At 65.1% G+C, this 11,253-nt stretch carries 10 protein-coding genes and 1 tRNA gene; 5 read left to right on the top strand and 6 right to left on the bottom strand.

Annotated elements, in window-relative coordinates:
• Positions 1-174 precede the first annotated feature (174 nt).
• Positions 175-528 carry an ArsR/SmtB family transcription factor gene (locus tag CHB69_RS17850; protein ID WP_089217278.1) on the bottom strand — a complete coding sequence of 118 codons (354 nt, stop codon included), beginning with the start codon at positions 526-528 and terminating at the stop codon, positions 175-177.
• 48 nt (positions 529-576) lie between these two features.
• Here CHB69_RS17850 and CHB69_RS17855 point away from each other — a divergent pair, with 48 nt between their 5' ends.
• A complete protein-coding gene (locus tag CHB69_RS17855) occupies positions 577-1,062 on the top strand; it encodes an SRPBCC family protein (RefSeq protein WP_089217279.1) in 486 nt (161 codons plus the stop codon).
• A 24-nt stretch (positions 1,063-1,086) separates the two neighbouring features.
• On the opposite strand, the gene CHB69_RS17860 is transcribed toward CHB69_RS17855, so the two are convergent.
• Positions 1,087-1,524 (bottom strand): winged helix-turn-helix transcriptional regulator, encoded by a 438-nt coding sequence (locus CHB69_RS17860; protein WP_089217280.1) that lies wholly within the window; start codon positions 1,522-1,524, stop codon positions 1,087-1,089.
• Positions 1,525-1,595: 71 nt separating this feature from the next.
• Here CHB69_RS17860 and CHB69_RS17865 point away from each other — a divergent pair, with 71 nt between their 5' ends.
• Positions 1,596-2,402, top strand: a complete 807-nt coding sequence (locus CHB69_RS17865) for an SDR family NAD(P)-dependent oxidoreductase (RefSeq protein ID WP_089217281.1) — start codon at positions 1,596-1,598, stop codon at positions 2,400-2,402.
• Between the two features lie 25 nt (positions 2,403-2,427).
• Here CHB69_RS17865 and CHB69_RS17870 read toward each other — a convergent pair whose 3' ends face one another.
• The 4 genes from CHB69_RS17870 to CHB69_RS17885 all read right to left on the bottom strand — a co-directional run bounded on the left by CHB69_RS17870 (position 2,428) and on the right by CHB69_RS17885 (position 5,398).
• Positions 2,428-3,909 (bottom strand): AMP nucleosidase, encoded by a 1,482-nt coding sequence (locus tag CHB69_RS17870; protein ID WP_089217282.1) that lies wholly within the window; start codon positions 3,907-3,909, stop codon positions 2,428-2,430.
• An 82-nt stretch (positions 3,910-3,991) separates the two neighbouring features.
• A complete protein-coding gene (locus CHB69_RS17875) occupies positions 3,992-4,471 on the bottom strand; it encodes a peroxiredoxin (protein WP_089217331.1) in 480 nt (159 codons plus the stop codon).
• Between the two features lie 112 nt (positions 4,472-4,583).
• The gene (locus CHB69_RS17880; RefSeq protein WP_089217332.1) at positions 4,584-5,144 is read right to left on the bottom strand and encodes a peroxiredoxin; all 561 of its coding nucleotides are present in this window, start codon (positions 5,142-5,144) and stop codon (positions 4,584-4,586) included.
• A gap of 167 nt (positions 5,145-5,311) precedes the next feature.
• Positions 5,312-5,398: transfer RNA gene (locus tag CHB69_RS17885), tRNA-Leu, on the bottom strand.
• A gap of 308 nt (positions 5,399-5,706) precedes the next feature.
• On the opposite strand from CHB69_RS17885, the gene CHB69_RS17890 reads away from it, so the two are divergent.
• From CHB69_RS17890 to CHB69_RS17900, 3 genes are all read left to right on the top strand, one after another.
• A complete protein-coding gene (locus CHB69_RS17890) occupies positions 5,707-7,287 on the top strand; it encodes a hypothetical protein (protein ID WP_089217283.1) in 1,581 nt (526 codons plus the stop codon).
• 85 nt (positions 7,288-7,372) lie between these two features.
• A complete protein-coding gene (locus tag CHB69_RS17895; protein WP_089217284.1) occupies positions 7,373-10,060 on the top strand; it encodes a TonB-dependent receptor domain-containing protein in 2,688 nt (895 codons plus the stop codon).
• 314 nt (positions 10,061-10,374) lie between these two features.
• Entirely contained in the window at positions 10,375-11,247 is an 873-nt protein-coding gene (locus CHB69_RS17900; protein ID WP_089217285.1) for a type II secretion system protein N, read from the top strand.
• Positions 11,248-11,253 lie beyond the last annotated feature (6 nt).

Here is an 11,253-nt window from a genome sequence, read left to right on the forward strand (position 1 = left end):
GGCAATCGAACAGCGCTCCTCAAGCGATAAATGACGGTATCTCGACATGGCACCACCTGCTTGAGGTGTTGCACTTCGTTTGTGAACTCAGGGGGATCCACAGCAGCGCCGAAGTCATGGACCCCGGATCAAGTCCGGGGTGACGATGATCAACAGGGCAGCAACCGGCCGCTTTCAGTCATCGCCCTTCGCATCCTCTCGGGACGCCGCCTCCACCGTCTGCTTGAACCGCGCCAGCCGTGCGCTCGCGGCGGCGGCGTGGGGGCCGATCCAGCGGTCGTGGATGTCCTGAATCGGCATGGCATTCAGATGATTCCACCGCTCGCGCCCGCGGCGTTCGGCGATCACCAGATCGGCATCCTCCAGCACCTTCAGATGCTGCATCACCGTGCAGCGGTCGAGTTCGGGAAAATGCGCGCACAGCGTGCCCGTCGTCAGCGGCTGATCCCTGAGGTCGTCGAGGATCTGCCGCCGCACCGCGTGCGCGAGCGCCTTGAAAATGCGGTCGAAATCGTCGTGGATTGACATGTTATGAATTTACAACATAATTGGGTGCGACTCAAGCGGAGACGGATCATGGAACTGAAATTCAGGGTCGCGGCGCGGATTGCGAAGCCGGTGCATGAGGTGTTCGAGGCGGTCGCCGACCCCGCGCAGCTCAGCGAATATTTCACGACCGGCGGCGCCAAGGGCCGGCTCGAAACCGGCGCGACGGTGACGTGGGACTTCCACGATTTCCCCGGCGCCTTTCCGGTTCATGTGATCGAGGTCGTGCCCGACGAGCGGATCATCCTCGAATGGCAGGCCAGCGAGGGCGAGGCGCACAATGTCGAAGGCAGCGAGCCCAAGGACGCCGACTATCGCACGCGCGTCACCATGTCGTTCAAGCCGCTCGACGACGGCCGCCGCACCCTCGTCGAGATCGCCGAAGAGGGCTGGCGCGAAAATCAGGGCGCGCTCGGCGCCTCCTATGGCAATTGCCAGGGCTGGTCGCAGATGCTCTGCGCGCTCAAGGTCTGGATCGAGCACGGCATCCACCTGCGCGCCGACATGTATGCGTGAGGCCTGCGCGCTGGGCGACGTCGATCAGTCGGGATATTCGAAGCGTAGCGCGCGCGATCCGATCGGCGCGCCGCTGTTTGCGTCGATCACCATCGGACGGATCGGCTTGCCGGTTTCGACATCGATCTGACGCGTGAGCGCGCCTGCGCCATTATATTTGCGACCCCATTCGCCGATCGCGGCCAGAATGGGAAGGAAATCGGACCCGGCTTCGGTCAGCAGATATTCGTCGCGCGGCGGTCGCTCGCTGTATCGTCGCTTCGCGATCAGCCCCGCCCCGGTCAGCGCCGCCAGCCGGCGCGACAAGATGTTCGGGGCGATGCCAAGACTTGTGCGAAGCTGCTCGTAGCGGGTGAGTCCGCGGTCGATATCGCGCAGAATCAGGATGCTCCACCGATCGCCGACGCGCATCAGGCCGCGGTCGACGGGACAGCTGCCCAAAATTTCTTCTTGTCCGGTCATTGAATGGATATGGGACAGTCACTATCATTTTGCAAGCGACTCGCTTCCGGGCCGCCTGCAGGAGCAAAGACATGACTTCTCCCCTCAATGAAACGGCGCTGATCACGGGCGCCTCGACGGGCCTCGGCGCCGTCTATGCCGACCGCCTCGCCCGGCGCGGATATGACCTTGTCCTTGTTGCGCGTAACGGCGCGCAGATGGAGGAACTGGCTGCGCGACTGCGCGCCGAAACCGGGCGAACCATCGACGTGCTTCCGGCCGACCTGACGCTCGCCGCCGATGTTGCCCGCATCGAACAGCGTCTGGCCGACGATGCGGCCATCGCCTTGTTCGTGAACAACGCCGGCATGTCCCTGACCGGCGGGACGCTCGAAAACGGCGCGGCGGAGATCGAGCGCATCATCGCGCTCAATATTACCGCGGCCGCGCGCCTTGCCATTGCGGCGGGCAGGGCTTTCGGCGCGCGCGGTAAGGGCGGCATCGTCAATATCGCGTCGGTCCTCGCGCTTGCGCCCGAAATGTTCGAGGGCGTCTACAGCGGCTCGAAGGCCTTCCTGCTGAACCTTAGCCTCGCGCTCGCGAACAGCCTTCGCGAACAGGGCGTCCATGTGCAGGCTGTCCTGCCCGGCGCGACCCGGACCGAGATATGGGAACGATCGGGCAAGGACGTCAACGCCTTTCCCGCCGACATGGTGATGGACGCCGGCGATCTGGTCGATGCGGCGCTCGTAGGGCTCGACCGGCGCGAAGAGGTGACGATTCCCCCGCTCGCCGATGAGGCGCAATGGACCGCGATGCAGCAGGCGCGCCTCGCCATGGGTCCCGGCCTGTCGCGTCGTGAGGTTGCTGGGCGCTATCGCGTGGCCGAGGCGGCGTAGGCCATTCGCCGGGCCGCGCGTTCCCTCAGCGGAACGGCGGCTCGTTGAACGCGCGGAGTTTGCGGCTGTGCAGCTTCGCGCCCTCGTCGTGCAGGATTTCGCAGGTGCGGATGCCGATCTGGAGGTGCGCGGCGATCGCTTCTTCATAGAAGCGGTTCGCCTGCCCGGGCAGCTTGAGTTCGCCGTGCAGCGGCTTGTCCGACACGCAGAGCAGGGTGCCATAGGGCACGCGGAAGCGATAGCCCTGCGCGGCGATCGTCGCCGATTCCATGTCGATGCCGATGCCGCGCGACTGCGAAAAGCGCAGCGCCGAGTCGGTGAAGCGCAGCTCCCAATTGCGGTCGTCGGTGGTGACGACGGTGCCGGTGCGCATCCGTTTCTTGAGGTCGGCGCCGCTCGTCCCCGACACCGCCTCGGCGGCGCGCGCCAGCGCCTGCTGCACCTCGGCGATCGGCGGGATCGGGATTTCGGGCGGCAGCACCTGATCGAGAATATGGTCGTCGCGGAGGTATGCGTGCGCCAGCACATAGTCGCCGATCCGCTGGCTGGGGCGCAGCCCGCCGCAGTGGCCGATCATCATCCACGCCTCGGGGCGCAGCACCGCGAGATGGTCGCAGATCGTCTTGGCGTTCGACGGCCCGACGCCGATGTTGACCAAAGTGATGCCGCTGCCGTTCGGCGCGATCAAATGATAGGCGGGCATCTGGTGCCGCCGCCACGCGCTGTCGGCGACGAGCGCGCTCGCATTGACCCCCGACCGGTCGACATAGAGGCCGCCCGCGCCGGCGAGCGCGGTATAGCGGCCCTGGCCGACCTGCGCCCCCGCCCAGGCGACGAATTCGTCGACATAGCGGTGATAGTTGGTGAACAATATATAGCGCTGGAAATGCTCGGGCGCGGTGCCGGTATAGTGGCGCAGCCGCGCGAGGCTGAAATCGGTGCGCAGCGCGTCGAACAGCGCGAGCGGCAGCGGCGCGGTCGGGTCGAGCCCGAACAATCCGTCGGCGAGTTCGTCGCCGATGTCGGCAAGCTCGGTCGTTGGGAAATGGCGCGCGAGGTCGAGCGGGGTGACGCGCCCCATGTCCGACCCGTCGCTCGCGTCGAGCACATAGGGAAAGGGGATCTGCTGCCCGGTGCGCGTCACCTCGATCTCGACGTCGTAGTGACGGACGAGCAGGCTCAGCTGGTCGCGCAGATAATTTTCGAAGAGGTCGGGGCGGGTGACGGTCGTGACATATTCGCCCGCGCGCTCGAAATGGCCGAAGGCGAGATTATGGCCCTGGCCGGCGAGCAGCTCGCCCGAGGTGGTGAGGCGCAGCGCCGGATAGTCGAAGAGGCCGGTCGAGGCGGCGTCGGCAGGCGGCAGGGTGCCGTCGTGGACATAGGCGGCGATCGCCGCCTTGAGCGCCGAGACCGAAGCCTTGAAGCGCGCCTTGAGCTCGTCGAGGATCGCCTCGACGCGGGCGGTGGGATCGGCGATGTCGTTGGCGGTCGATGAGGTCGTCATCGCGGCGCTCTTGCACGAAATTGTGACAAAAGGGAAGGGGGCGACAAGCCCCTCCCCTGAAGGGGAGGGGCTTGGTGCGAGTTTAGAGCTGCTCGAGCATATGGTCGGCGCTCGACACCTTGAACTCGCCGGGCGCCTCGACATTCAGCTGTTCGACGACGCCGTCGTTGACGACCATCGAATAGCGCTGGCCGCGCGTGCCCATGCCGAATGCCTTGCCGTCCATTGTCAGCCCCACCGCTTCGGCGAAATCGCCATTGCCGTCGGCGAGCATGGTGATGCCGTCGGCGTGTGCGCCCTTGCCCCACGCGCCCATGACGAAGGCGTCGTTGACCGCGGTGCAGGCGATCTCGTCGATGCCCTTCGCCTTCAGTTCGTCGGCCTTGTCGACGAAGCCCGGCAGATGCTTGGCCGAACAGGTCGGGGTGAAGGCGCCGGGGACCGAGAAGAGCGCGACCTTGCGGCCCTTGAAATAATCGGCGCTATTCACCTGTTCGGGACCATTTTCGGTCACCTTGACCAGCGTGGCTTCCGGGAGCTTGTCTCCGGTCTTGATCGTCATCGCGGCATCCTTTCGCATGAGGGGATTTTTGGAGCGGCAGACATTGGGGCGCGATGATGCGGAGTCAAGCAGGACGACGCTCCTTGCCGCGCCGCCCGCTTCTGCGTCGGGATCAGCGGCGCCGGGCCTTCCACGCGCGCACCGCCGCCATCGTCCTTTCGACATGCGCCTGCGGATTGCGGTCGGTGTAGCTCAAGAGGATCGTGCCGTCGGGCGCGATGACGAAGGATGTGCGGTCGGACAGCAAGGTCTGATCGCCGCTGCGCATGGTGGTGTCGTATTTCACCGCGACCCTGGCGCCCGGGTCGGCGGCGACGGCGAATTTGTCGCGGCATTCCGACCGCGAAAATTCGGCGACGCGGTCGATGTTGCCGGCGGTCACGCCAATGACGCTTGCGCCCAGCGCGGTGAAGTCGTCGGCCGCTTCGGCGAACAGATGCGCTTCGACCGTGCAGCCGGGGGTGAAGGCGGCGGGAAAGAAATAGAGCACGACCGGCCCCTTTTTCAGCGCCTGTCTCAGCGACAGATTGAAAGGCTTGCCGGCGCGCGCCGCACTCAGCGTGAAATCGGGCGCCTTCGCACCCTGCTGAAGCGCCGCGATGCCCGGCGCGGGCAGCGCCGCAAGCAACAGGCCGAGGCCCAGGATCGTCGCCATCGTCTTTCGCATTGTCATCTGCATAGCTCCTGCTCGGCCGGCGGGGCATCCCGACGCCTTCCCTTATCCTATTCGCCGGCCCGCGACAAAGGTTGCAGCCGACGAATCGCGACGGGAGGAGGGGCGATCTCCCAACGGAGCCGCCTGCCTGTTCTGCCGATTATCGGAGCCCGCGAGCGGGCGGATGGTGCGGTCGAGAAGACTCGAACTTCCACGGCCTTTCGGCCACAACGACCTCAACGTTGCGCGTCTACCAGTTCCGCCACGACCGCACATCATGAAGGGCCGAAACGGGTCCGGCACCAGGTAGGAGCGGGCGCTTAGCAAAGCGCCTGCGGCGATGCAAGCGAGCTTCGTCACATTTTATTTTCGCCACACTTGCGGGGCGAGCGAGCGTTCCCGCCGCTTGTCATCGTTATGACGCAAAGGAGTCTCCGAACTGTCATCGCTCTACCGTCAGAGCGTCATCGAATCACCCTAGTGGCGGCGTCACCGGGGGTGAGGGGCGAATCCCGTTCTCGCCCGCGGTGTATTTTTCATCAGGGGCGCCAGCGGGCGCACACCGGGAACGGAGATTTTCATGGCGGCTTTCGCACGCGTTCGTTTGGTCATGCTCAGCGGCGTGGCCTGTTCCATCCTTGCGGCCTGCGGTGCCGACGGCGTCGCGTCGCCGGGTGAGGGCGTCATCGTCATCCCGACGCCGACCCCCACGCCGACTCCGACCCCCACGCCGACGCCGACGCCGACGCCCACGCCGACGGGGGTGACGCCGGCCGCGAGCTGTCCGAACATCGCGGGGAGCGACGAACTCATTGATCTCGGCACGATCGAAGGCCCGCAGGGCACATGGCGCAATTGCGGTTTTCCGACGCGCTTCAACTCGTCGACCGAAATTCCGAAAGCGGAGGGCGTCATCTATTCGCTGCTCGGCCGCGTCGATGTCGGCAGCGACCAGGGGCCGACCGAAGAGGCGTCGGATGCCGCCGATGTCACGCTGACGATCGAACCGGGCGTCACCATCTTCGGAGCGAGCGGCACGTCCTTCCTGGTGGTCAACCGCGGCAACAAGATCAACGCCGTCGGCACGCCGACCCAGCCGATCGTGTTCACGGGCTACGGCAATGTCGTCGGTGACGCGACCGACCAGACCTCGCAGCTGTGGGGCGGGGTCGTCCTGCTCGGCCGCGCACCGATCACCGATTGCGATGCGGCCGGCGCCACCCCGGGCACGGTCGATTGCGAACGCGATACCGAAGGCACGTCGAACGCGCTCTATGGCGGCGCGACCGCCGACGATAATTCGGGCAGCATGAGCTATGTCCAGATCCGCTATTCGGGCTTTGTCCTGTCTGAAAACAGCGAGCTTCAGGGTCTGACTCCGTCGGGCGTCGGCTCGGCGACGCAGCTCGACCATATCCAGATCCACAACAGCTCGGACGACGGCATGGAAGTGTTCGGCGGCCGCCCGAACTTCAAATATATGGTGATGACCGGCGCCGAAGACGACAGCTTCGATACGGACGTCGGCTATCAGGGCTATATGCAGTATCTGATCGCCGTGCAGCGCGACGGTGGCGCCGTTGGCGACTCGATCATGGAAATCGACTCGAACGGCAATGAGGACGCATCGCCGCGTCAGCGCGTCGCCATCTCGAATTTCACCTTCATCCACCGCAACGCGGCGGCCGGCAACGAGGCGGCGATCCTGGTGCGCGGCGGTGCCGACTACACCTTCGCGAATGGCCTGATCGTCACGCCGGCCTCGTGCGTCCGACTGAACAGCGCGACGACGGTGCAGGAAACCGGAACCGACGAACAGGGTCCGCCGGTGTTCGAATCGGTCGCGTTGCAGTGCGGTGCGACGCCGTTCCTCGGCACGAGCGGTGTTACCAATGCCGAGGTCGAGGCGATCTTCAACATGGGCACGAACAACGACGCGGCCTATACGTCGAGCCTGACCGGCATCTTCGTCAACGGAGCGAATGAAACGGCGCTGACGCCGTTCGCGGCGAGCGCGATCAACGCCTTCTTCGACGACACGGCCTATGTCGGCGCCGTCGCCGATGCCAACGACAGCTGGTATCAGGGCTGGACCTGTAATTCGGCCACGGCTTCGTTCGGCGATACCAGCGGCAACTGCACCGACATTCCGGTCACCTGACGCGCCGGCGTCCAATGAAGGGGCGGGGCGCACCAGCGATGGAGCGCCCCGCCCTCATTTCCACCTCCAATAGGGGTTTTCCATCATGACCAAGCGGTCGCTTTTCGCCAGCCTCCTGCTCCTTTCGTCGGCGATGGTGTCGCCCGCGGCGCTCGCCCAGACCGACGAGCCCCGACCCGCGACCGAAACGCCGCCTGCGGACGATGCGGCCACCGCGCAGCAAGACGATGTCGACGTCTCGATCCCTGGCGGTGCCGATCAGGAGATCGTCGTCACGGGTCGTTATGTCCCCAATGCCGTGCGCGCCACTCCGGAAGTCGTTTCGGTGCTCTCGTCGGCCGACATTGCGCGCACGGGCGAGGGCGACATTTCGGGCTCGCTCCAGCGCGTTACCGGCCTCAGCGTCGTCGGCGGCGGTTTCGTCTATGTCCGCGGCCTCGGCGATCGCTATTCGCTCGCGCTTCTGAACGGCTCGCCGCTGCCGAGCCCCGAGCCGCTCAAGCGCGTCGTTCCGCTCGACATCTTCCCGACCAACGTCATCGATTCGACGCTGGTTCAGAAAAGCTATTCGGTGAACTTCCCCGGCGAATTCGGCGGCGGCGTCATCAACCTCACGACCAAGGCGAGTCCCCGCGAATCCTTCCTGACGTTCTCGGGCGGGATCGGTTGGGACAGCGAGACCACCAACCAGCTCGGCTATACCTATTATGGCAGCGACACCGACTGGACCGGCTTCGACGACGGCACGCGCGACATTCCGCCGCTGCTCAAGACGGCGATGGACAGCGGCAAGCCGATCCTCGAAGGCGCCGATTTCACCGCCGAGGACCTCGAGGCGATGGAGATGCAGCTGGTCAACGCGCCGACCACATTGCTCCAGCAGAACAACCATATGCCGATCAACTGGTCGGCGGGCCTCACCGGCGGCACGACGATCCAGCTGTCCGACGGCGAACTCGGCATCATCGCGACCGCCGGAATCAGCAACAAGTGGCGCACGCGCGACACCTTGCAGCAAAGTTCGCTCAACGATGACCTTTCGGGCACGCCGCAGTCGGATTTTCAGCGCGTCATCACCGACAACCGCATCGTCGTGAACGGTCTCCTCGGCTTCGGCCTCGAACTCGGCGATCACAAGTTCCGTTGGACCAACCTCTATATCCGCGACACGTTGAAGCAGGCGCGGCTCGGTCTTGGCCGCAACCAGAACCAGCCGAATCGCGACGTGATGCAGCAGGACACGGCCTGGTACGAGCGCCAGCTGATCAACAGCCAGCTCGTCGCCGAGCTCGACTTCGATCCGCTCAAAATCGACCTGCGTGGCGGGTACGCCAATTCGCAGCGCGAGGCACCCTACGAGCGCAGCTTCACCTATGTCCGGTCGAACCTGTCGACCGACCTCGACCCGGTCGGCGACAAGTTCGTCAACGACCTTGGCGGCAACAAGGGCGATGCGACCATCGCCTTTTCGGACCTGAACGAAGATCTGTGGTCGGGGGGTGTGGATCTTTCCTATGAGCTGGCGCCGCGCATCACCGCCACGGTTGGCTATGCCTATAGCGACACGCATCGCACGTCGGTTCGCCGCGCGTTCCAGTTCCGTGCCCAGAATCTGCCGATTGCGGTGCAGCAGCTGCGTCCCGACTATCTGCTTTCGGACGCGTCGATCCAGCTCTATGATATTGTGCTGCTCGAAACCTCGGCGCAGGACGGCACCGCGGCGTTCGACGCCAAGCTGCGCACCAACGCGGGCTATGGACAGCTGCAAGCTGAAATCATCCCGGGCCTGAACATCAACGCCGGCGTGCGCTACGAAGATGCGAAGCAGACCGTCGCTCCGGTCGATCTGTTCGGAACCGGTTCGTCGGTGTTCGTCCCGACCAATCTCAACAATGATTACTGGCTGCCCGCGGTCACGCTGACCTGGGAAGTCGCGCCCGACATGCAGATCCGCGCCAACGGGTCGAAGACGATCGCGCGGCCGCAGTTCCGCGAACTCGTCGCGCAAGTCTATCAGGACCCCGAATCGAACCGCCTCTATCGCGGCAACCCGTCCCTGAACGACAGCGAATTGTGGAACGCCGAGCTTCGCTACGAATGGTATTTCGATCGCGACCAACGCTTTACGGCGGCGGCCTTCTACAAGTCGATCGACAATCCGATCGAAGCCTATACGTCGGCGTCGGACAATCTGGTGACGACGAGCTATGCCAACGCGCCGAAGGCGACGCTCTATGGCGCCGAGGTCGAGGTGCAGAAATATTTCTCCCTCGATACCATATCGGATGCCCCGTTCTGGCAGTCGCGGCGTCTCGTGCTGATCGGCAACTACACCTATACCCAATCCGAGTTGAAGGTGCAGGACGGCGACACGACGATCATCAACGGCGTCACGCGTCCGGCGAATGTGTTCTTCTTCGACGGCGCGCCGCTCACCGGTCAGTCGGACCATCTGGTCAATTTCCAGATCGGGCTCGAGGATACCGACAGCCTGTCGCAGCAGACCTTGCTCTTCACCTATGCCAGCCCGCGCGTTACCAGCCGCGGTCCGTCGGGGCAGCCCGACATCAAGGAAGAACCGGGCATCTCGCTCGACTTCGTCGCGCGCCAGGGCGTGATGCTGTCGGGCAAGGAAATCGAACTCAAGTTCGAGGCGCGCAACCTCACCGGCCGGACCTACAAGGAATTGCAGAAGTCGGGCGACAATGTGATCTATTTCAACCGCTACAAGCTCGGGCGCCTCTTCTCGCTCAGCGCGTCGGTGAAATTCTGATCGTAAAATGCCCTCTCCCCTTCAGGGGAGAGGATAGCGCGGCGTGCTCCGTCAGGAGCTAGCAAAGCTTGGAGAGGGGCAGGGCCGGTATGCGGACTTTCCCCTCTCGACTGCGGCCAGCCGGCAAACCGGCAAAGCCTTCGTATCTCTCCCCCGAAGGGGAGAGAGCGGGAACGGACGCTTCTTCGAACAGCCACCCTCCCCGGACTCGCCCCGCTGACAAAAAACTGTAATCTCCCCGTCAACTGATTGTCATCAATCGCCCCTAGGCGATTCGCGAGGACGCAATTTCAGTCGGGGGTAGCGGATAATCCATGGCGACGCTGATGCCCGGATCGGCCTTCAGGCTGCCGCGCGCGCTGCCCGTCTGGCTGCGCGTGCGCCCGCGTTCGGCGCGCGACCTCGCCCCGCGGATCGTCGTCGCCCTGCTCGCAGGCCTGCTCGTCTGGCAGGCGGTGCGGCTCCTCTGGGCCTTGATCGTCCCGCTCTCGCCGCTCGGCGCGTGGCAGCCGCAGACCGCCGTGATCGCCTCGCCCGCCGAGCGCCGCGCGCTCTTCTCGAGCTTCGATCCTTTCTTCCGCACCAGCTCGCAGGGCCCCGCGGCCGCGACGGTCACCGCGCTCGGACTTACGCTCTATGGCGTCAATATTGACGAAGCGACGGGCGGCGGCTCGGCGATCATCGCCGGCGAGGACGAAGTGCAGAACAGCTATGCGATTGGCGATGAGATCGTCCCCGGCGTGACGCTTGCTGCCGTCGCTTTCGATCATGTGACGCTCGATCGCGGCGGGGCGAAGGAGACGCTGTTCCTCGATCAGAGCGGCGCCGCGCCGATCGCCAGCGTCCCCGGCGGCGCGCCCGAAGGGGGTGAAGCGCCGGCCGACGGCCGCAGCGCCAATGGCGAAATGTCGCCCGCGGCGCTGCAGGCGGGAATTGGTTTTGCGCCGCGCACCGAAGAGGGCCGCGTCACCGGACTGTTCGTTCAGCCCAAGGGCGACGGCGCGGTGTTCCGCGCCGCGGGGCTGCGTCCCGGCGACGTCGTCCGTGCGGTGAACGGCCGCCCGATCGCCTCGGCGGGCGATGCGGCGTCGCTCGCGGGCCAGCTCACCCCGGGCGCGCGCATCGCGCTCGAGGTCGAGCGGGGAGCCAATATCGTGCCCGTCGCCATCTTTCTCTCGAAACAATAGGTTTTC

The sequence above is a fragment of the Sphingopyxis indica genome (assembly GCF_900188185.1).
Taxonomy (GTDB): domain Bacteria; phylum Pseudomonadota; class Alphaproteobacteria; order Sphingomonadales; family Sphingomonadaceae; genus Sphingopyxis; species Sphingopyxis indica.

Bases quoted from the DNA above. Each gene is read 5' to 3' on its own strand.
- CHB69_RS17850 (WP_089217278.1), bottom strand. From the start codon at position 528: ATGTCAATCCACGACGATTTCGACCGCATTTTCAAGGCGCTCGCGCAC.
- CHB69_RS17855 (WP_089217279.1), top strand. From the start codon at position 577: ATGGAACTGAAATTCAGGGTCGCGGCGCGGATTGCGAAGCCGGTGCAT.
- CHB69_RS17860 (WP_089217280.1), bottom strand. From the start codon at position 1,524: ATGACCGGACAAGAAGAAATTTTGGGCAGCTGTCCCGTCGACCGCGGC.
- CHB69_RS17865 (WP_089217281.1), top strand. From the start codon at position 1,596: ATGACTTCTCCCCTCAATGAAACGGCGCTGATCACGGGCGCCTCGACG.
- CHB69_RS17870 (WP_089217282.1), bottom strand. From the start codon at position 3,909: ATGACGACCTCATCGACCGCCAACGACATCGCCGATCCCACCGCCCGC.
- CHB69_RS17875 (WP_089217331.1), bottom strand. From the start codon at position 4,471: ATGACGATCAAGACCGGAGACAAGCTCCCGGAAGCCACGCTGGTCAAG.
- CHB69_RS17880 (WP_089217332.1), bottom strand. From the start codon at position 5,144: ATGACAATGCGAAAGACGATGGCGACGATCCTGGGCCTCGGCCTGTTG.
- CHB69_RS17890 (WP_089217283.1), top strand. From the start codon at position 5,707: ATGGCGGCTTTCGCACGCGTTCGTTTGGTCATGCTCAGCGGCGTGGCC.
- CHB69_RS17895 (WP_089217284.1), top strand. From the start codon at position 7,373: ATGACCAAGCGGTCGCTTTTCGCCAGCCTCCTGCTCCTTTCGTCGGCG.
- CHB69_RS17900 (WP_089217285.1), top strand. From the start codon at position 10,375: ATGGCGACGCTGATGCCCGGATCGGCCTTCAGGCTGCCGCGCGCGCTG.